This window comes from Streptomyces sp. CB01635 (assembly GCF_002803065.1).
Taxonomy (GTDB): domain Bacteria; phylum Actinomycetota; class Actinomycetes; order Streptomycetales; family Streptomycetaceae; genus Streptomyces.
The window spans coordinates 117394-137387 of the sequence record NZ_NNBL01000007.1 but is presented as its reverse complement, the minus strand read 5'-3'; the positions used below and the strand labels follow the sequence as shown (position 1 = coordinate 137387).

Annotated in this window: 18 protein-coding genes; 9 read left to right on the top strand and 9 right to left on the bottom strand. The window is 71.5% G+C overall.

All coding sequences use genetic code 11. The features are described 5' to 3' along the window. Positions 1-26: 26 nt before the first annotated feature. From trmD to proS, 6 genes are all read right to left on the bottom strand, one after another. Positions 27-848, bottom strand: coding sequence for a tRNA (guanosine(37)-N1)-methyltransferase TrmD (trmD, locus tag CG723_RS21335; RefSeq protein WP_100595073.1), 822 nt, complete (start codon positions 846-848; stop codon positions 27-29). After that, on the bottom strand, positions 848-1438 hold the full coding sequence (rimM, locus tag CG723_RS21330) for a ribosome maturation factor RimM (protein WP_100595072.1): 591 nt from the start codon (positions 1436-1438) through the stop codon (positions 848-850). Before rimM ends, trmD begins: the two co-directional genes overlap by 1 nt. 101 nt (positions 1439-1539) lie before the next feature. After that, the gene (locus CG723_RS21325) at positions 1540-1779 is read right to left on the bottom strand and encodes an RNA-binding protein (RefSeq protein ID WP_014176063.1); all 240 of its coding nucleotides are present in this window, start codon (positions 1777-1779) and stop codon (positions 1540-1542) included. Positions 1780-1781: 2 nt separating this feature from the next. After that, on the bottom strand, positions 1782-2219 hold the full coding sequence (rpsP, locus tag CG723_RS21320) for a 30S ribosomal protein S16 (protein WP_100595071.1): 438 nt from the start codon (positions 2217-2219) through the stop codon (positions 1782-1784). Between the two features lie 221 nt (positions 2220-2440). After that, a complete protein-coding gene (locus CG723_RS21315) occupies positions 2441-3037 on the bottom strand; it encodes a hypothetical protein (protein ID WP_100595070.1) in 597 nt (198 codons plus the stop codon). A gap of 269 nt (positions 3038-3306) precedes the next feature. Next, positions 3307-4722 carry a proline--tRNA ligase gene (gene proS, locus CG723_RS21310; RefSeq protein ID WP_100595069.1) on the bottom strand — a complete coding sequence of 472 codons (1416 nt, stop codon included), beginning with the start codon at positions 4720-4722 and terminating at the stop codon, positions 3307-3309. A 233-nt stretch (positions 4723-4955) separates the two neighbouring features. On the opposite strand from proS, the gene CG723_RS21305 reads away from it, so the two are divergent. Then, the gene (locus CG723_RS21305; protein WP_100595068.1) at positions 4956-5819 is read left to right on the top strand and encodes an SAM-dependent methyltransferase; all 864 of its coding nucleotides are present in this window, start codon (positions 4956-4958) and stop codon (positions 5817-5819) included. Positions 5820-5825: 6 nt separating this feature from the next. Here the strand turns inward: CG723_RS21305 and ftsH are convergent, their stop codons facing one another. Beyond that, on the bottom strand, positions 5826-7844 hold the full coding sequence (gene ftsH, locus CG723_RS21300; RefSeq protein WP_100595067.1) for an ATP-dependent zinc metalloprotease FtsH: 2019 nt from the start codon (positions 7842-7844) through the stop codon (positions 5826-5828). A gap of 93 nt (positions 7845-7937) precedes the next feature. On the opposite strand from ftsH, the gene yhfZ reads away from it, so the two are divergent. From yhfZ to CG723_RS21260, 8 genes are all read left to right on the top strand, one after another. Continuing rightward, on the top strand, positions 7938-8876 hold the full coding sequence (yhfZ, locus tag CG723_RS21295; RefSeq protein ID WP_100595066.1) for a GntR family transcriptional regulator YhfZ: 939 nt from the start codon (positions 7938-7940) through the stop codon (positions 8874-8876). 101 nt (positions 8877-8977) lie between these two features. Continuing rightward, a complete protein-coding gene (locus tag CG723_RS21290) occupies positions 8978-9379 on the top strand; it encodes a PRD domain-containing protein (RefSeq protein WP_100595065.1) in 402 nt (133 codons plus the stop codon). Continuing rightward, complete coding sequence (locus CG723_RS21285) at positions 9376-9732, top strand: DUF2620 domain-containing protein (RefSeq protein WP_100595064.1); 357 nt, start codon at positions 9376-9378, stop codon at positions 9730-9732. The genes CG723_RS21290 and CG723_RS21285 overlap by 4 nt, the downstream gene beginning before the upstream one ends. 49 nt (positions 9733-9781) lie before the next feature. Then, on the top strand, positions 9782-11122 hold the full coding sequence (locus tag CG723_RS21280) for a YhfT family protein (protein WP_100595179.1): 1341 nt from the start codon (positions 9782-9784) through the stop codon (positions 11120-11122). Positions 11123-11160: 38 nt separating this feature from the next. Then, positions 11161-12111 carry a phosphotriesterase family protein gene (locus tag CG723_RS21275; protein ID WP_100595063.1) on the top strand — a complete coding sequence of 317 codons (951 nt, stop codon included), beginning with the start codon at positions 11161-11163 and terminating at the stop codon, positions 12109-12111. A 2-nt stretch (positions 12112-12113) separates the two neighbouring features. Next, positions 12114-13316, top strand: a complete 1203-nt coding sequence (locus tag CG723_RS21270; protein ID WP_100595062.1) for an aminotransferase class V-fold PLP-dependent enzyme — start codon at positions 12114-12116, stop codon at positions 13314-13316. 2 nt (positions 13317-13318) lie between these two features. Next, on the top strand, positions 13319-14482 hold the full coding sequence (locus CG723_RS21265) for a YhfX family PLP-dependent enzyme (protein ID WP_100595061.1): 1164 nt from the start codon (positions 13319-13321) through the stop codon (positions 14480-14482). Next, positions 14482-15717, top strand: a complete 1236-nt coding sequence (locus CG723_RS21260; protein ID WP_100595060.1) for a phosphopentomutase — start codon at positions 14482-14484, stop codon at positions 15715-15717. Before CG723_RS21265 ends, CG723_RS21260 begins: the two co-directional genes overlap by 1 nt. A 66-nt stretch (positions 15718-15783) precedes the next feature. Here the strand turns inward: CG723_RS21260 and ffh are convergent, their stop codons facing one another. Both ffh and CG723_RS21250 read right to left on the bottom strand, forming a co-directional pair. Then, entirely contained in the window at positions 15784-17337 is a 1554-nt protein-coding gene (ffh, locus tag CG723_RS21255; protein WP_100595059.1) for a signal recognition particle protein, read from the bottom strand. 168 nt (positions 17338-17505) lie between these two features. Further along, on the bottom strand, positions 17506-19986 hold the full coding sequence (locus CG723_RS21250) for a [protein-PII] uridylyltransferase (RefSeq protein WP_442802581.1): 2481 nt from the start codon (positions 19984-19986) through the stop codon (positions 17506-17508). Between the last annotated feature and the right edge of the window lie 8 nt (positions 19987-19994).

Sequence of the window (19994 nt, the reverse complement as noted above, 5' to 3'; positions counted from 1 at the left end):
GCGCACGCTGGACGTACAGCAGCGGCCTATTCTTCCACGGCTTCGGGGTCTCGCCCAAATCGGCCGTCCGGGCCCGGCCGCCACCCCAGGATGGAGAGCATCTCGCGGTCCTTCTTGTCGAAGACCGAGGGGTCGCAACGCTCCACGAGATCGGGCCTGTTGCGGGTGGTGCGCCGCAGCGCCTCGTCCCTGCGCCAGCGCGCGATCTTGCCGTGGTGGCCGCTGAGCAGCACGTCAGGGATGCCCTGTCCGCGCCACTCGGGGGGCTTGGTGTAGACGGGCCCTTCGAGGAGGTTGGCCATGGCGCCGGGCGCGAAGGAGTCGTCCCGGTGGGACTCGGCGTTGCCGAGGACTCCGGGCAGCAGCCGCGCGACGGCCTCCGTGACGACGAGCACGGCGGCCTCTCCGCCGGCGAGCACGTAGTCGCCGATGGAGACCTCGTAGACCGGCATCCGGGTCGCGTACTCGTCGATGACGCGGCGGTCGATGCCCTCGTAGCGCGCGGGCGTGAAGACCAGCCACGGGCGCTCGGAGAGCTCGACGGCGAGCTCCTGGGTGAAGGGGCGTCCGCTGGGCGTGGGGACGACGAGGGCGGGGCCGTGGGACCCGGTCTCGTAGCCTTCGGCGAGCACGTCGTCGAGGGCGTCGCCCCAGGGGCCGGTCTTCATGACCATGCCGGGGCCGCCGCCGTAGGGGGTGTCGTCGACCGTGTTGTGCCGGTCGTACGTCCACTCCCTGAGGTCGTGCACCCGTACGTCGAGCTGCCCGCGCGCGCGGGCCTTGCCGACGAGGGAGACGTTCAGCGGGTCGAGGTACTCGGGGAAGATCGTGACGACGTCGAGCCGCATCAGGCGCCGCCCGCCTCGGAGCCCTTGCCTGAGTCCTCGTCAGAGCCCTCGTCGGCGTCGCGGCTGGAGGCGATCTCGGCACGGTCGTCGATGAGACCGGGCGGCGGGTCGATGATCGCCCGCTGCTCCTCGAGGTCGATCTCGGTGACGATCTCCTCGACGAAGGGGATCATCACCTCGCTGCCGTCGGGGCGCTCCACGATGAACAGGTCCTGCGAGGGCAGGTGCGAGATCTCGGTGATCCGGCCGACCTCGACACCGTCCGTGGTGACCACGTCCAGGTCCATCAGCTGGTGGTCGTAGAACTCGTCCTCGTCCTCCGGCAGCTCCTCCGGGTCGACCTCGGCGATCAGGAGCGTGTTGCGCAGGGCCTCTGCGGCCGTACGGCCGCGTACGCCCTCGAAGCGCAGCAGGAGGCGGCCGCTGTGCACGCGGCCGGTCTCGATCGTCAGCGGCCCCGCGGAGGCGGGGTCGGTGGCGAGCACGGCACCGGGGCCGAGCCGCAGCTCGGGCTCGTCGGTGCGTACCTCGACGGTGACCTCGCCCTTGATGCCGTGGGCGCGGCCGATGCGCGCGACTACCAGCTGCACGTGAACAACTCTCCTGTCATACGGCCACGGGCCGGGGACGGCCCTGAGGCCCTCCCCGGCCCGAGCCGGTGCTTCATTTGTCGCCGAACCGTTGGTCCGGCTCAGCGAACCTGGTCCACGTCGACGAGGTCGACGCGGACACCGCGGCCGCCGATGGCGCCCACGACGGTACGCAGGGCACGCGCGGTGCGGCCGTTACGGCCGATCACCTTGCCGAGGTCATCGGGGTGCACCCGGACCTCGAGTACGCGCCCACGGCGCAGGTTGCGCGAGGCGACCTGCACATCGTCGGGGTTGTCGACGATGCCCTTCACGAGGTGCTCAAGAGCCTCCTCGAGCATGCTCAGGCCTCGGTGGACTCGGTGGACTCGGCCGGGGCCTCGTCCGCCTTCTTGTCAGCCTTCTTGGCCTTCGGGGTGATGGCCTCACCCTTGGCGTCGTCGCCCTCGAGACCCTTGGAGAAGGCCTCGAACGCGGCGCGCTTGTCCTTGGGCTCCGCGACGAGCAGCGGCGCGGGGGCCGGGAGGCCCTTGTGCTTCTGCCAGTCACCGGTGAGCTTCAGGATGGCCATGACCGGCTCGGTCGGCTGGGCGCCGACGGACAGCCAGTACTGGGCACGCTCCGAGTTGACCTCGATGCGCGAGGGGTTCTGTACCGGGTGGTACAGGCCGATCTCCTCGATGGCCCGGCCGTCACGGCGGGTACGGGAGTCGGCGACGACGATGCGGTAGTGAGGCGAACGGATCTTGCCCAGACGCTTCAGCTTGATCTTGACTGCCACTGGAGTGGTGTCTCCTGGTCTTGACGTGGTTGGGCACAACGGGATGCCACGTGGGGTTGCGGTACTCGGAGTGCCCGATGGACGCGTCAGCCGGAGGCGAGAGGGTTCCTGTGCGGCTGTCGAGTACAGCTAGCCATTGTGCCATACGCCGGCGGGGCGGCCGAATCCGGTCTGGGCGCCCCGCAGCAGGTCGCGCACCCTCACCGAAGATCAGCTGGAGATCACCCGACGCCCGCGCCGACAGCCTCCGGGATGCGGAACGGCTTGCCGCAGCCGCCGCAGACGATCGGAGCCTGGGCGAGGACCGAGGGCACCACGCGCACATTGCGCCCGCAGTCGCAGACCGCCTTGACGCGGACGCCGCCCCCGGAGGAGCCGTGCCGCGCGGCCGGGCCGCGGAAGCTGCGCTTGGTGTCCGCGGCCGTGGCCACAGTGTGCGCCTTGAGGGCGTTCTTGAGCCGCTCGATCGTCGGCCGGTAACGCTGCTTCGCCTCGGGGTTGAGCGTCACCAGCGAGAAGCCGCTGCTGGGGTGCGGCTCCTCGGGGTGGTCGAGGCCAAGCTCTTCGGCGATGGCGAGGAATCTGCGGTTGTGGTACCGGCCGGCGCGGGAGGTGTCGCGTACTCCTCGGGCGGCGGCGATGCCATGGACTGCCTCATGGAGGAGTCGCTCGAAGGAGAGCTCGTGTCCGCAGGCGGACGACGACTCCCCGATCAGGGATTCGGGCGCGGCTAGATCTGGCAGCTCGGGGTGGTGCCGCTGAATGTCGGCCCACGCCTGTGCCAGCTCTGCGGCGAGAACAGGTGGTGTCGTGCTCACGTCGTGACAACGAGCCGGGATGCCTCTGTGTTCCTATTCCGGGGCATCCCAAATAATTTGCACGTACCAGTCAGTTGCCGCTCATGCGTCCGGACGAGGGCGGGTGCGCTGATCTGCGGAGAAGCCTCACAGCTCACACCAAGGTGGTGCGTAGGCGTACGTACGCCCCGGCGCGTAGACGATGTCCGCACGCCGGGGCGACTGTGTCCCTCTGATGCGCAAGGGGCCTTTCGGCCTTCTCGCGCCGCTCGCTTCGCAGGTGCGGTGGCTCAGTACGCGCGCGCCACGACGGCGACGTTACCCGCCGCGTCGTCCGCGTCCGGCACCGCCCCGTCCTCGGTGACCAGACACCGGACGGAGACGGAGTGCTCGGCGAGTTCGGCCTCGCCCGCCTCGCCGAGGGTGGCCCACGGGATGCGGGCCCAGCCGCCCGATGTGGCGGCCTCGACGGCCTCGTCGACCGTCGTCACATCGGTCGTACGGGACTCACGGCGCTCGCGGGCCTGCTTGAGGAGCAGCGCCTGGTCCTCCTCGAGGACGGTGGGCAGCAGTGCGGCGAGCGCCTCGACGGCGACCGGCTCCTTGCCGCCGGGGATGCGCCTGGCCAGCACCGCCGTGCCGTTCTCGAGGTCGCGCGGGCCGATCTCGACGCGCACGGGCACTCCCTTGAGTTCCCAGTCGACGGCTCGGCGGCCGAACGGGGTGTCCGTGCGGTCGTCGACATGGACGCGGATGCCCGCCGCCTTGAGGGCGTCACCGATCTCGTGGACCTTGGCCAGAACGGCGTCGTCCCCCTTGATGGCGAGCACCACGACCTGGGTGGGGGCGAGCCGGGGCGGGATCCGCAGACCGTTGTCGTCGCCGTGCATCATCACGAGGGCACCGATCATGCGGGTGGTCGAGCCCCAGGAGGTCTGCCAGACCAGCTCCTGCTTGCCCTCCTTGGACAGGTACTGGGTGTGGAAGGCCCTGGCGAAGTTCTGGCCGAGTTCGTGGCTGGTGCCCAGCTGGAGGGCCTTGCCGTCGCCCATCATGCCTTCGAGCGTGAGGGTGTTGATGGCGCCGGCGAAGCGCTCCTCGGCGGTCTTGCGGCCGAGGACGACGTCCATCGCGAGGACGTCCTGCATGAAGTCCGCGTACACGTGCCGGTGGATGCGGGCCGCGAAGTCGCGGGCCTCCTCGTACGTGGCGTGCGCGGTGTGGCCCTCCTGCCAGAGGAACTCCGTGGTCCGCAGGAAGAGGCGGGGCCGCAGTTCCCAGCGGACGACGTTCGCCCACTGGTTGATGAGGAGGGGCAGGTCGCGGTAGCTCTGCACCCACTTCGCGAAGTACTCGTTGATGATCATCTCGGAGGTGGGGCGGACGACGGCGGGCTCTTCCAGCTCCTTGCCGCCGCCGTGCGTGACCACGGCGAGTTCGGGCGCGAACCCCTCGACGTGCTCGGCCTCCTTGTGGAGGTACGACTGCGGGATCAGGAGCGGGAAGTACGCGTTCTGGGTGCCCGTCTCCTTGATGCGGGCGTCCATGTCCTGCTGCATCCGCTCCCACAGGCCGTAGCCGTACGGTCGGATGACCATCGTGCCGCGCACTGGACCGTTGTCGGCCAGTTCGGCCTTGTTGACGATGTCCTGGTACCAGCGCGGGAAGTCCTCGGCCTGAGGCGTGAGAACGGGTGTCTTGGCCATGGCGCGCATGCTACGGCGCGATGACGCCCGCATGGCAATGCAATTTCCCCCGTACGGCCGCGCACCGCGGGGACGCGCGCGGCGACCGAAGGCCCTTGGGAACACCCCCTAGACGTGACGACGGATGCGGAGTTCTCTGGCATACGGGGGAACTGCGAGCGCACATGTACGGGGCGGGACGAACCGCAGGAACACGCCACAGCAGTAACTCTCGGCGGATTGGGGCGCTTTCGATGACACCTACGCTCGTGCAGCGGCACCTCCCCCACGCGGGGCGCGTGCCCCGCGTGGACCTGTGCGCACGCGCGCGTGACTGGGCGGAGATACAGGAACGGATGCTGGTCCCGCTCTACGAAGCGGTCTACGAACGACTGGAGGTCGGCGATGGGGCCGGCACCCGGCTTCTCGGCCTCGGCTGCGGCTCGGGGCTCGCCCTTTTGATGGCGGCGTCGCGGGGCGCGGCGGTCACGGGCGTCGAGGCGGCCGCGCCGGAGCGTCTCGCACTGGCCAGAGAGCGTCTCCAGGGCGAGACGCGGGGCACGCGCGCGCGTGGCGACACGCGACTGACCGAAGGGGGCCCTGAGGACGCGGCACAGCCGGACGATCCGCCGTACAACCTGATCACCGCGTTCCAGCCGATCGGCTGCACGGCAGGTGACTCCGAGGGGCTCGGCGCGCTCCTGGAGTCGGCGTCGCCGTTCGCCGAGCGGGGTACTCCCGTGGTGCTGGCCGGCTGGGGTCCGCCGGAGCGGTGCGCGACGTCGTCGGTCCTGCGGGTCGCGACGAAGCTCGCCGATCCGCTGCGCAGTACGGGCAGTTGGCGGCCCGCGCTCCGCGACGACCTGGAGGAGGTCACACACCGGGCGGGGCTCAGGCCGGACGGCTCCGGCCGGGTCGCCTGTCCGTTCGGCTACGCGGACGTGGACAGCGCCGTGCGCGGGTTGCTGTCGACGGGGCTGTTCGACGCGGCGATCGGCGCGACGGACCGGTCCCAGGTCGAGAAGGAGATGACGGAGGCGCTGCATCCGCATCAGCGGCGGGACGGAACGGTGTGGATGCCGAACGTGTTCCGCTACGTGATCGCGCGCACCCCGTGACGGGCATTACTGGTCCGTCGCCGTCTCCTGGCCGTCCGTGTCCTGAGTCCCCTGAATCCCCTGAGTCCCCTGCGCCTCCTCGTCCTTGGTGAGGCGGATGACGCCGGCGACGCGGTAGGCCTCCGCCTCGTCGAGGGTCTCGTTCGCGAGGAGCGCCGCGGCCAGGGCGTCCAACTGGCCGCGGTGGTCGCGGAGTTTGGTGCAGGCCTCCTCGTAGCACTCGTCGACGATGCGGCGCATCTCGTGGTCGATGGTGTCGAGGGTGTGCGGCGCGGCGGAGAGCCCGTACGCCTGCTGGGCGTCGCTCGGCAGGGCGGAGAGGCGGCCGATACGGTCGCTCATGCCCCAGCGGGCGACCATGCCGCGCGCGATGTTCGTGACCTGTTCGAGGTCGTTCTCGGCGCCGGTGGTGACGACCCCGTATACGACGTGTTCGGCCGCCATGCCGCCGAGCGCGCCGATGATGCGGCCCCGCAGGTACTCCTCCGTGTAGGCGTATCTGTCGGCGTCGGGCGTGGAGAGGGTGACGCCGAGCGCGCGGCCGCGCGGCACGATGGTGATCTTGCGGACGGGGTCGGCGCCGGGCTGGAGCATGCCGAGCAGGGCGTGGCCGCTCTCGTGGTAGGCGGTGCGGCGGCGCTCCTCGGCCGGCATGACGAGGGGCCGTTCGGCGCCGAGCTGGACCTTTTCCAGCGCCTGGGAGAGGTCGGTCTGCGTGACGGCTCTCTGCTGGCGTTTGACGGCGAGGAGGGCGGCCTCGTTGGTGAGGTTGGCGAGGTCGGCGCCGGTCATGCCCGGGGTCGTGCGGGCGACCTGCAGCAGGTCCACGTCCGGGGCGAGCGGGATCTGCCGGGTGTGGATCTTGAGGATCGCCTCGCGGCCGCCGCGGTCGGGCGGGCTGACCGTCACGACGCGGTCGAAGCGGCCGGGGCGGGTGAGGGCCGGGTCGAGGACGTCCGCGCGGTTGGTGGCCGCGATGACGATGACGCCCTCGGACCCCGAGAAGCCGTCCATCTCGGTGAGGATCTGGTTGAGGGTCTGCTCGCGTTCGTCGTGGCCACCCATGGCGGAGCCGCCGCCGCGGGCCCGGCCGATGGTGTCGATCTCGTCGATGAAGATGATCGAGGGCGCCACCTTGCGGGCCTCCGCGAAGAGTTCGCGTACGCGCGAGGCACCGACTCCGACGATCATCTCGATGAACTCGGAGGCGGACGCGGAGAAGAACGGGACACCGGCCTCGCCCGCGACGGCCCGGGCCAGGAGCGTCTTGCCGGTTCCCGGCGGCCCCGACAGGAGGACGCCGCGGGGCATCTTCGCGCCCATCTCGCGGTAGGCGTCAGGGTTCTTGAGGAAGTCGACGACGTCACTGAGTTCCCCCTGGACCTCGTCGATGCCGGCGACGTCCGCGAACGTGGTGCGCTCCGTGCCGGGCTCGAGCTCGACCGGCTTGGGCGGCTGCTTGCGCCCGAGCATGCCTCCTGCCATGCCGCCGCCCATGCCCTGCCGCATCCGCCGCGAGATGAAGATCCACAGCGCGACGAGCAGGAACATCGGGGCGAGCGAGATGAGGAGGTTGGCGAGGAAGCTGCGCTCCTGGACGACCGGTGAGGCCGTCACGGTGACGTTGTGCTTCTCCAGATTCGCCCAGAGGTCGTCGTCCGCGAAGGACGGCCGCTGAGTCTTGAACTTGGTGTAGTTCTTGCTCGAGCTGTCACTGCCGCCGGGCGTGGGCTGCTCCTTCTTGAGCTGGCCCTGGATCGCGTCGCCCTTGGAGTAGATCTTGGTGACGTTGTTGTCGGCGACCTGCTTGCTGAACTCGGTGTACGAGATCGTCGGCTCGTCGCCCTTGTTGAAGAACGACAGCACGAGGTTGGCGATGACGTAGACGATGAGGGCAGTGAGAATGAGGCCGCCCCAGCCGCCCGGCATCTTCTTCCTGGGCGGCTTCGCGGGCTGTGGAGGCGGGGCCCCCTCGGAGCGCCACGGCTGGTCGGTGCGGTCGCGCGGGGGTACGGGGTTGGCCACGCCTGCTCTCCTCCTGCCGTCACGCCTCCCGCCCATGACCGCACACATCCGGGACCCTTGCCAGTATCCAGAATCCTGGTTACTGTCCGATCCGTGAACGGTTTCGACGAGCGCTTCCTTACGCGCAACGGCCTCGCGGCCCGCCAGCTCGCGGTCCTGCTGCTCAACCACGAGCCCGACACACGGCTGCCCCGGATCCGCGACTTCGCCGAGGAACTGGGATGCGGAAACGGTACGGTTCAGGCCGCCCTGCGGCTCCTGGAGGAGTCCGGCGCCATCGAGACCGCCGCGCGCGGCCACCTCGGCACCTTCCTGGTCCGCTCCGAGCGCTCCATACTGTGGCGCCTCTCCGGCCTCGGCACCCTGCTCGCCGCGATGCCCCTCCCCTACTCGCGCCGCTACGAGGGCCTGGCCACCGGCCTGCGTGCGGCCTTCGAGGAGGCGGGCACCCCCTTCGCGATCACGTTCATGCGTGGCGCGGGCGCCCGGACCACCGCCCTGCTCGAAGGCAAGGTCGACCTCGTGATTCTCTCGCGGTTCGCCGCCGACCGGCTGATCGAGGAGTATCCGGTGGAGCTGGTCGCCGACCTGGGCCCGGCCACGTACGTCGGAGCGCACGGGCTGCTGCTGCGCGAGGGCGCCTCGCTCGACGCGCCCGGCCTGCGGGTCGCCGTGGACCACACCTCCGAGGACCAGCGGATGCTCGCCGAGCGCGCGTTCGCCAGGCGCACCGATATCGAGTGGGTCGAGTCCTCGTACATGCAGCTGCGGGATCTCTTCGCGCAGAACCTGGCCGACGCGACCGTCTGGAATCTCGACGAGGTGCAGGGCCGGATAGGGATGGGCGGGGAGGTGCTGCCGCTGGGCGACGAGGTCACCCGCGATCTGTCCCTGCGCAACTCCAGCGCGGCGATCATCGGCAGGACCGAGGGCGCGAAGGCACTCTCCGCCGTACGGAACGCTGTCGACCTGTCGACCGTGACGTCACTGCAGGCCGAGGTGTTGCGGGGCGAGCGCGTGCCGTCGTACTGAACCGGCGGGGGTGGCGCATGAAGGATTCGGCCCCCTCTCGACCTGAATATCCAGAATCCTGATTATTGTCGAATTGCCAATGGAGCCAGGAAGGAGACCCCATGGACGACCAACTCGCCCTCCGTATCCGGCTGTTCCGCGAAGGCGGCCAGGTCAGGCCCGAGGTCGCCGACTTCGTGACCGCCGAGCTCATCGCCCTCGCGGAACACGGGAACGAGGTCACCGAGCAGACCGCCGGCATGCTCACCAGCCACCTGATGATGGCGCTGACCCGGCTCGTCGACGGGGAGCCGATCGAGCAGTTCCTCACCGACGAACAGGTGGCCGCGGAACTGGCCGGCCACCCCCGGGCCGTGGCCGGCGCCCGCGAGGTCGCAGCCCGCGCCCGCGAACAGCTCGGCGCCACCCTGCCCGACTCCGAAGTCAACTTCCTGGCCATGCATCTTGCGGTGCTGGCGGGACATCCGTCACCCGACTCCCGACCCCCAAGGACCACTCCATGACAAAGATCCTCACCGGCGGCGTAGGCAAGGTCGAGGTCGCCGGGACCGTCAAGGCGCTCGCCCTCGACGGCGTCGACATCGTCGTCTCCAGCGACATGGACGCCGCGATGAAGCTCCGCGTGGGCCAGGCCGACTTCTACCTCGGCACCTGTCACACCGGCGCCGGTGCCTCGCTCGGCGTCCTCGTCGGGCTCATGGGACAGCCCGCCTGCCACACCTTCGGGCGTTCCGTACCGACCGAGGACGAGGTCAACTCCCTGCTCGACCAGGGCAAGAAGGTCTTCGGCTTCTCCATGGACCAGATCGACGTCATCGCTCCGCTGATCGCCCGCGCCATCGCCGCGCGCGCCTGACCCCACCAGGCACCTCCACCCCGGGCACGAAGGAGATCCCGTGAGCCCCGTGAACACCACACTCGCCGCCGGCGCGAACCTCGACTTCACTCTGGCGCAGCAGTTGACCGTGATCGCGCTCTGCGCGCTGACCGCGTTCATCTCGCACATGGCACTGGCCGTCTTCAACGACGGTGTACGCCCGTTCATGCTGGACTTCATCCAGGGCCGGTCGACCCGCAGCGCCACCACCGCGGTCTCCTTCGGGCTCTCCGCCGGGTTCATCTTCGGGCTCGGCGCGCCGATGGCCCTGTCCACCGGGGTGCTCAACCCGTGGCTGCTGTTCCTGCCCACGGACATCCTCGGGCTGCTCGCCCCGAAGAAGTGGATCGCGCCGATCCTGGGCGGCGCCTGGGGCGCCGTCGTCGTGTTCGGTCTGAACGGCGCGAACAACGTGGCCCACGACCTGCCGGTCGACTTCCTGACGGCGATGCAGCAGATGTCGACGCCGATCCTGTTCCTGTTCACGCTGTTCCCGGTGCTGGCGATCACCAAGCAGTTCGGGCGCAAGTGGGGCGGCGTCGCGGGCGTCCTCGAACTGGCCCTGGTCGTGATGACCATGAAGATCTGGCCGCACATGTTCGCGGGCGCGCTCGCCATGGCGGTCGGTGTCCTCATGCTCATCGGCCTCGCCATCGCCAAGGACGTCCGGGCGCGCAAGGCCGAGCGGGCCGAGGGCGGCGGCGTCGAGGAAGTGGTCCTCGCGGACGACCCGATGGCGTCGCTGTTCAGCTCCAGCGCGGCGAGACTGCGCAAGTTCCTGCCGCTGTTCATGGTGCTCGGCGCGGGTGTCTGCGTGCTCGCGCAGATGCACATATTCGGCGGTGGTGAGGCCACCAGCTTCCTGATCGCGAAGGGGCACTACAGCGAGGCCGCCCAGGTGGACTTCTACCGGGTGTTCGGCTTCATCCCGCTGATCGCGACGACCGCGCTCGCCTCGGGGGCGTACGGCATCGCGGGCTTCACGCTCGTCTACCCCATCGGCTATCTGCTGCCGAACCCGTTCCTCGCGGCCATCGTCGGCGCGGCCGTCTTCGCCGTCGAGGTGCTCGCCCTGTCCTACATCGGCAAGTTCCTCGGCAGGCTGCCGAGCGTGCGCGACTCGTCGGAGCATCTGCGCAGCGCCATCACCGACACGCTCCAGCTGGCGATCCTCTTCGGCTCCCTGATGGCCGCCAACGCCATGGGCGCCGGTCTCGGCATCCTCGTCGTCGGCGGGCTCTACCTGCTGAACGAGGCGATGGGCCGGCCGGTCGTACGGATGGCGGCCGCTCCCGCCGCGGTGATCGTCGGCGGCATCCTGCTCAACCTCCTGTACTGGCTCGACCTGTTCACCCCGATCAAGAGCTGAGGCCGGGTACGTACGCCAGGAAGGAAACCCCCCACACCATGCACACCCCGCCCCTCATCCACACCGTCACCGGCCCGCTCCCCGCGACCGCCGTACGTGGCCCGGCCCTGGCCCACGAGCATCTGGTGCTCGACCTCGACCGGCACGGCAACGGCGGAGCGGTCCTCGACGCCGAGGCGCACGGACCGGCCGTCACGGCCGAACTGGCCGCCCTGCGCGAGGAGTTCGGCCTCTCCCTGGTGATCGAGCTGACCTGCCGCGGCATGGGGCGCGACCCACGCGCCCTGGCCCGGATCTCCCGGGACGCTCAGGTCGCCGTCGTCGCGGCCACCGGCTGGTACTACGAGCCGTTCCACACGCCCGAGCTGGCCGGCGCGGAGGTCGGGCAGCTGGCCGACACGCTGGTCCGCGAGATCGACGGCGGTCTCGGCGCAAGCGGCATCCGGCCGGGCGTGCTCGGCGAGGTCGGCAGCCACGGTGACGTGCCCAGCGAGCCGGAGTCGCGTGCGCTGCGGGCGGCGGCGCGGGCCGCCGTCGCCACCGGCCTGTCGGTCGCCACGCACGCGCAGCTCGGCCGCGGCGGGCTCGCCCAGCTGGAGCTGCTCACCGGCGAAGGCCTCGCCCCGCACCGGATCTCGGTCGGCCACCAGGACCTCCTCGACGATCCGGCCGTGCACAAGGAGCTGGCCGCGAGCGGCGCGTACGTCGCGTTCGACACGGTCGGCAAGGAGAGCTATCAGAGCGACGACATCCGGCTGCGGCTGCTGCTCGCCCTCCTGGAGGCCGGCTACGCCGACCGTGTCCTGCTCAGCTGCGACATCTCGCGCCACGCCTATCTGGAGCGCGAGGGCGGTCAGGGTTACGGGCATCTGTTCCGGTCGTTCCTGCCCCGGGCCCGTGCCGCGGGCGTGGACGACGGCCTGATGGACCTGATGACGCGCCGCAATCCGCTGCGCTTCCTGACCGGCGCGAGCGTGGAGGAGATCTGACGATGACGCCCACCCACTCGGCCGCACCCGCGCTCCCCGAGACCTTTCCGCTCGCCACGATCCCGGTCGACGAGGCGATGGCCCGGCAGTTCCGGCTGATCGAGTGCACCGCCGCGCACTTCGCCGGCGAGGAGCTGTTCAGCGCCGACGCGGGCGTCGTGCCGGGGCTCGGCCGGCCCCGCACGACCGCCAAGGCGGAGGCGGTGCTCGCCGACTTCTTCGGGGCCGAGGACGCCGCGTTCGTCCAGGGCGCGGGCACCGGAGCGATCCGTGCCGCGCTGAACGCCGCGGTGAGCGCGGGTGACCCGCTGCTGATCCACCGGGCGCCGGTGTACCGGACCACCGAGGTCACGCTGCGCGGCATCGGCGTACGCACCGAAGAGGTCGACTTCAACGACCTGGGCGCGCTGCGCGAGGCCCTCGCGTCGGGGCGCTTCCGGTGGGCGTACGTCCAGCACACCCGGCAGCGGCTCGGCGACTCGTACGACCCGGGCGGGGTGCTCGCCGCCTGTCGGGCGGCCGGAGTGCGCACCATCGTCGACGACAACTACGCCGTGCTGCGTGTGCCCGCGTCGGGCGTCGAACTCGGTGCGGACGCCTCCTGTTTCTCGCTGTTCAAGCTGCACGGGCCCGAGGGCGTGGGCATCGTCGTCGGGGCGCGTGACCTTGTCGAGCGGGTCCGCGCGGACAACTACTCGGGCGGCGGCCAGGTCCAGGGTCATCAGGCGCTGGACGTGCTGCGCGCCCTGACGCACGTGCCGGTGATGTGGGCGGTGCAGTCGCGGGTGGGCGCCCAGGTCGCGGAGCGGCTCGCCGCCGGTGAGGTGCCCGGGGTCGCCGAGGTGCGGCTCGCGAACGCGCAGGACCGCTGCCTGCTGGTACGCCTGGACCGGCCCGTGGCGCGCCAACTCCCCACTGTCGCCGCCCGGTTCGGCGCCGCGCCCTATCCCGTCGGCTCCAACTCCCGTTATGAGATCGCGCCGCTCTTCTACCGCATGTCCAGCTCGTCCCTCGACGACTCCCCCGGACTCGCGGACTGGACGGTGCGGATCAATCCGATGCGGGCGGGCGCCGACCTCGTGATCGACATCCTGCGCCGCTCCCTGGACGCGGTGCACAACCACGGACTCGACGCGGCACAGAGCCACGGACTCGACGCAGTACAGAACCACAACGCAGTGCAGAACCACGCAAAGGACGACTGACCGTGTTCCTCGACAGCCTGCTCACCCGCAACCCCGAGCTCGTCGACGCCGCGGCCGACCTCCACCGGCGGGGCGCGATCCCGCCCGACACGTACGTCATGGATCTCGACGCGATCGAGTCGAACGCCGCGCTGCTCGCCGCCGAGGCGGACCGGCTCGGGCTCACCCTCTGGTTCGTCGTGAAGCAGCTCGGCCGCAACCCCGAGCTGATCCGGGCGATCGCCCGGCACATCCCGAAGTACGCGGCCATCGACGCGCAGGAGGCCCGCACCCTGCACGCGGCGGGCGCGCAGGCCGGAAACCTCGGCCACCTCGTGCAGATCCCGCGCCGCTCGCTCCCCGAGATGCTGGCCTGGCGCCCGGAGACCGTGACCGTCCTCGACGTCGACAACGCCCGCGCGGTCTCGGACGCGGCGCGCGCGCAGGGCTTCGTCCAGGACGTCCTCGTACGCCTCGAAGGGGCGGAGGGTGCGGTCTATCCCGGGCAGGAGGGCGGCGTTCCGCTCGGCGCGCTCGACGACTTCGCGGCGGCCGCCGAGGAGTTGCCCGGGGTGCGGATCGCGGGCGTCACCGCGTTCCCGTGCGTGCTGTGCGACCCGGCGACGGGCACGCCACGCCTCACCGACAACTTCGAACTGGCTGTCAAGGCAAGGGAGTTGCTCACCTCACGCGGGCACGAAGGCCTGAAGCTGAGCGCCCCGAGCGCCACCTCCATGGCCACCCTCCCGCTCCTCGCCGAGCACGGCGCGACCCACGGCGAGCCGGGCCACTCGCTCACCGGCACCACGCCCCTGCATGCCCGCGACGCCGGCCAGCCCGAGCGGCCCGCGTACGTCTACGTCACCGAGGTCGCCCACACCCTCGCCGACGGCCGGCCCGCCGTGTTCGGCGGCGGCTTCTACCCCCGCGCGCACATCGGGTCCGCGCTGCTGCCCCGCACGGGCCGACGCCTTGCGGTGCAGGACGCGCCCGCGGAGAACATCGACTACTACCGGCTGCTCGACGCGCCCGACCCCGGCCGCGCGCCCGCGGCGGGCGACACGGCGCTGCTCGCGTTCCGTACGCAGATCTTCGTGACCCGGTCGACGGTCGCGGTGGTGGCGGGCCTGTCGTCCGGTTCGCCGCGCCTGACCGGCCTGTACGACGCGCAAGGAAAGGCCCTGTGATGAGCAAGACCGTCATCGTCGTCGTCGACGGATTCGGTGTCGGCGCCATGCCGGACGCGGGGGCCCTGCGCCCCGGCGACCTGGCGGCGGACACCTGCGGGCATGTGCTCGACCGGTGCCGCGAGGCGTTCGGGCGTCCGCTGCGGCTGCCCGCGCTCGGTGCGCTCGGGCTCGGCCTGGTCCATCCGCACCCGGACCTCGCGCGGCGCGCCCATCTGCCGGTCGCGGCGGGCCGGGCCGGGCTCGGCTACCCCGGCGCGGACACGTACGCGGGTCACCAGACGATGATGGGCGCCGACTTCAGCCGGGTCACGGTGGCGCGGCTCGGCGACCACCTCGACGAGGTGACGGCGGCCCTGGAGGCCGCGGGCCACCGGGTCGAACTCCTCGGCGACATGCCCCTGTTGGTGGTCGACGGGGTTGTTCTCGTGCACGACAACCTGGAGGCCGACCCGGGTATCAACTGGAACGCCTCGGGCCGCCTCGACGATCTGGGCTTCGACGGGATCCTCTCCGTCGCGCGTACGGTGCGCGCGGTGGCGCCCGTCGCGCGGGTGATCGCGGTGGGCGGCCACGCGAGCGGACCGCTCCCCGATTTCGTACGCGAAGGGGACGGCGGAACGGTCGGCCTGGACACCCCGGCGAGCGGCTTCTACCGCAACGGTGGCCTTGAGGTGCGGCATCTCGGCGCGGGCCTCGACCACACGCGGCAACTCCCGGACCTGGCGGCGCGGGCCGGGATCCCCGTCACGCTCGTCGGGAAGGCCGCGGACATCCTGGCCTGCGACGACGCGGTGCGGCGCCCGGCGGTACCGACCGCGGACGTGCTCGCGCACACGCTGGAAGCCGTCCGCGCGGAGGGCGACGCACTGGTCGTGGCCAATGTGCAGGAGAGCGATCTGGCCGGGCACCAGCAGGACGTGGAGCGCTACGGGCACGTCCTGGAGCAGGTCGACGCGGGGCTCGCGGCGCTCGTCTCCCTGCTCGACGCGGACGGCGACCGGCTGATCGTGACCGGCGACCACGGGAACGACCCGACGATCGGCCACGCCTTCCACACCCGGGAGTTCGTGCCGGTGCTCGTCCACCGCCCGGGTACGGCAGGTGTCGAGCTACTGCCGGACGCGGGCAGCCTGGCGGACGTGGGCGCGACGGCCGCGGCGGCGCTCGGCCTCGATCCGGCGGGGCTCGCGAACGGCACGGAGGTCAGTCGGGCGGCGGCGCGGGCGGCCTGACCCGCCCATGTGTAAGGGGCGCCCGCAATGGCGGGCGCCCCTTACACATGTCTACGAAGTGGCTGGTCAGCCCATGAACTTCTTGAACTCGTCGGGCAGTTCGAAGTTCTTGTCCTGCTCCCCGGCGGGCAGGCCGAACGCGTTCCCGCTCTGGCCGGCGGCCTCGCGGCGCGCGGCCTCTTCCTCTTCCTGCTGCTTGCGCTTCATCGGGTTGCCGGAGCGCTGCTTGCCCTTGGCCTGCTTCTGCTTCTTCTTCTGCCGGCCGGGGCCGCCGCCCATGCCCGGCATCCCGGGCATCCCCGGCATGCCGCCGCCCTGGGCCATGCGGGACATCATCTTGCGGGCCTCGAAGAACCGCTCGACGAGGTTCTTCACCGCGCTGACCTCGACGCCCGAACCACGGGCGATACGGGCACGGCGCGAGCCGTTGATGATCGTGGCGTCCGCGCGCTCGGCCGGGGTCATCGACTTGATGATGGCGGCCGTGCGGTCGACGTCGCGCTCGTCGAGGTTGTTGATCTGGTCCTTCATCTGCGCCATGCCGGGCAGCATCCCGAGCAGCTTGGAGATGGAGCCCATCTTCCTGACCTGCTCCATCTGGGCCAGGAAGTCGTCGAGCGTGAAGTCCTGGCCCTTCTTGGAGGCCAGCTTGGAGGCCATCTTCTCGGCCTCCTGCTGCGAGAAGGTCTGCTCGGCCTTCTCGATCAGCGTGAGCATGTCGCCCATGCCGAGGATGCGGGACGCCATGCGGTCCGGGTGGAACGCGTCGAAGTCGTCCAGCTTCTCGCCGTTCGAGGCGAACATGACCTGGCGGCCGGTGACGTGCGCGATCGACAGGGCAGCACCACCACGGGCGTCACCGTCGAGCTTGGAGAGCACCACGCCGTCGAAGCCGACGCCGTCACGGAAGGCCTCGGCGGTGTTGACCGCGTCCTGACCGATCATGGCGTCGACGACGAAGAGGACCTCGTCGGGCGAGACGGCGTCGCGGATGTCCGCGGCCTGCTGCATCAGCTCCTGGTCGATACCCAGGCGGCCGGCGGTGTCGACGATGACGACGTCGTACTGCTTCTGCCGGGCGAACTCGACGGAGTCCTTGGCGACCTGAACCGGGTCGCCCACGCCGTTGCCCGGCTCGGGGGCGTAGATGCCCACGCCGGCGCGCTCGGCGACGACGGACAGCTGGTTCACGGCGTTGGGGCGCTGGAGGTCACAGGCGACGAGCAGCGGCGCGTGGCCCTGCCCCTTCAGCCAGTGGCCGAGCTTTCCGGCGAGGGTCGTCTTACCGGCACCCTGGAGACCGGCGAGCATGATCACGGTGGGCGGGTTCTTGGCGAACCGCAGGCGCCGGGTCTCGCCGCCGAGGATGCCGATGAGCTCCTCGTTGACGATCTTGATGACCTGCTGGGCGGGGTTCAGCGCCTGGGAGACCTCCGCGCCGGCCGCACGCTCCTTGACCTGCTTGATGAAGGCGCGGACGACGGGCAGGGCCACGTCCGCTTCGAGCAGGGCGATACGGATCTCGCGCGCCGTGGCGTCGATGTCCGCCTCGCTGAGGCGCCCCTTGCCGCGGAGGTTCTTGAATGTCGCTGCGAGGCGGTCGGAAAGAGTGTCGAACACGGCGGTCGCGAATCCTCGGGTTGAAGGGCGGGCGGACAGGTCGTCCTCCAGGGTATCCGGAGGTGTCCAGTGGGGTCTCCACCCCATTCGTACGAAGCGCTCCCGAGGCCGTACGAAGCGCCCCGGAGAGACCGGCGCCACAAAAGGCCGGTCTCCCCGCAGGCCCCGCTACCCCCGCAGAGCCCCTTCCAGCGCGCCCGCCACAGCGGCCGCGTCCGCCGCGGGGAGCGGCGTTCCCTCGGCGCCCGTGACATAGAACGCGTCGACCGCGTTCGCCCCGAGGGTCGACACATGCGCGGACCGCACCCGTACGTCCGCCGTCTCGAGCGCCCGGCCGATGCGGTGCAGCAGGCCCGGTGCGTCCTGTGCCCGCACCTCGATCACCGTCGCGTGCCGCGAGGCGGCGGGGGCGACCGTCACCCGGGGCGGCGGCGCGACGGTGCCGCGCCGTCGCGGATAGGCGGCGTCCCGCTCGGCGAGCCGGGCGGCGATGTCCAGGGAGCCGTCGAGGGCCCGTACGAGATCCGCGCGCAGCCGTGCGGCCTGGGGCAGGGACCCGTACTCGGCGGCGACCCGCCAGTCGAGGAGCAGGACCGAGCCCGGCATCTGGGCGGGCAGGTCGAGGGCGCGCAGCTCCGCCGTGCGGACCGCGAGCCGGTGCATGGCGAGCACCCCGGCGACGGCGGGCAGCACGCCGGGCTGGTCGGGGACGGCGATCAGCAGTTCGACGCCGAGGGGCTCCGGATCGGCGGGCGCGGCCTCGGTGCCCTCCGCGTCCCGGTCGGCGGGGGCCTCGGTCTGCGCGCGCAGGGACAGCACCGGGCCGCCCGTGCGGAAGGCCTCGACGGCCAGCCGCTCCTGTTCGGCGGTCGGCTCGGCCGCGGCGGGGCCGTCGCCGTCGCCGGGGTCCTCCCCCGCGAGGACGGCGGCGACCCGCTTGACCAGGTCGGTGACGAGCGACCCGCGCCACGCGGACCAGGCCGCGGGCCCGGTGGCGAGCGCGTCCGCCTCCGTCAGCGCATGCAGCAGTTCGAGCGTCCCCACGGACCCGACCGCGTCCGCGACGGCCCGCACCGTCGCCGGGTCGTCCAGATCGCGCCGCGTCGCCGACTCGATGAGCAGCAGATGGTGGCGTACGAGGGTGGCGACGACGGCGACGTCCGCGCGGTCGAAGCCGATGCGCGCGGCCACGTCCTTCGCGATGATCTCGCCGGCCACGGAGTGGTCGCCGGGCCAGCCCTTGCCGATGTCGTGCAGGAGCGCGGCGACGAGCAGCAGGTCGGGGCGGCCGACGCGGCGCGTGAGTTCGGCGGCGCGCACGGCGGTCTCGACGAGGTGCCGGTCGACCGTCCAGGTGTGCACGGCGTTGCGCTGGGGCCTGCACCGCACCCGCTCCCAGTCGGGCAGCAGCCGCGTGATCAGGCCCTCGGCCTCCAGCGCCTCCCAGACCTCGACGGTCGGCCGGCCCGCGCCGAGCAGCGTCACGAGCTGCTCGCGGGCCTCGGCGGGCCACGGCGTGGGCAGCGGGCGTGCGGCGGCGGCCATCCTGCGGACGGCGTGCAGGGACAGCGGCAGGCCGGCCTGGGCGGCGGCCGCGGCGGCGCGCAGCGGCAGCACGGGGTCCCGCTCGGGCCTGGCCGCGCGGGCGAGGACCGCCTCGCCCTCCTGCTCGACGACGCCCTCGGCGAGCGGCGACCGCTCGGTGGCGGGCTTGCTCCCGCCGCCCAGCATGGCGCGCAGCCGCGGCCGCACGGCCCGCGACCTGAGCACGCGCCCCACCTCGCGCCAGGTGACGTCACTGGCGTACGACACGGTGCGCGCGGCCTCGTAGACCTGGCGGAGCAGGGTGTCGGCGTCGAGGAGGCCGAGTCCGGCGGCGACCTGGTCCTGTTCCTGGAGGGCGAGGCGGTCGGTGGCGCGGCCGGTGGCCAGGTGCAGGGCGTCCCGTACGTCGAGGAGTCTGCGCCGCGCGTCGGCGAGGCCCTCCCTGGGGGCGTCGGCGAGCCATGACGCGGCGACGGCGCGCAGCGCGGTGGCGTCCCTGAGGCCGCCCCTGGCCTCCTTGAGGTCGGGTTCGAGCAGGTACTGCAACTCACCCTGGCGTTCGGCCCGTTCGTCGCACAGGTCGCGCAGTTCGGGCAGGCGTTTGGGCGCCTGGTTGCGCCAGTCGGCGAGGACGGCGGTGCGCATGCCCGCCGTCAGGCCGAGGTCGCCGGCGATGTGCCGGGCGTCGAGGAGGCCGAGCTGCACCTTGAGGTCCTCGCCCGCCGTCTTACGCGCCTCCGCCGGGGTACGGACGGAGTGGTCGAGGGCGAGCCCCAGGTCCCATACGGGGTACCAGACGCGGTCCGCGAGGGAGGCGATGGCGCCGGGGCCGGCGCTGCCGTCGTGCAGGAGCAGCAGATCGAGGTCGCTGCGCGGGGAGAGCTCCCCGCGCCCGTAGCCGCCGACGGCGACGAGTGACACCCCTGTCAGCTCGCGCGCCCCGGCGGTGAACAGTTCGGCGAGCCAGTCGTCGGTCAGCCCGGCGAGGGCCGAACGGCGCGGCGGCCCGGACTGCGCCTCGTCCTGGAGGAGGCGCAGCCGGGCCGCCGCATAGCCGCTGGGTGCTGAATCGTTGTCGTCCGCTTTTCCGGTCTGCGCATCCACACTCGTCA

Bases quoted from the DNA above. Each gene is read 5' to 3' on its own strand.
- trmD (WP_100595073.1), bottom strand. From the start codon at position 848: ATGCGGCTCGACGTCGTCACGATCTTCCCCGAGTACCTCGACCCGCTG.
- CG723_RS21325 (WP_014176063.1), bottom strand. From the start codon at position 1,779: ATGCTCGAGGAGGCTCTTGAGCACCTCGTGAAGGGCATCGTCGACAAC.
- proS (WP_100595069.1), bottom strand. From the start codon at position 4,722: ATGGCCAAGACACCCGTTCTCACGCCTCAGGCCGAGGACTTCCCGCGC.
- CG723_RS21305 (WP_100595068.1), top strand. From the start codon at position 4,956: ATGACACCTACGCTCGTGCAGCGGCACCTCCCCCACGCGGGGCGCGTG.
- CG723_RS21290 (WP_100595065.1), top strand. From the start codon at position 8,978: ATGGACGACCAACTCGCCCTCCGTATCCGGCTGTTCCGCGAAGGCGGC.
- CG723_RS21285 (WP_100595064.1), top strand. From the start codon at position 9,376: ATGACAAAGATCCTCACCGGCGGCGTAGGCAAGGTCGAGGTCGCCGGG.
- CG723_RS21275 (WP_100595063.1), top strand. From the start codon at position 11,161: ATGCACACCCCGCCCCTCATCCACACCGTCACCGGCCCGCTCCCCGCG.
- CG723_RS21270 (WP_100595062.1), top strand. From the start codon at position 12,114: ATGACGCCCACCCACTCGGCCGCACCCGCGCTCCCCGAGACCTTTCCG.
- CG723_RS21260 (WP_100595060.1), top strand. From the start codon at position 14,482: ATGAGCAAGACCGTCATCGTCGTCGTCGACGGATTCGGTGTCGGCGCC.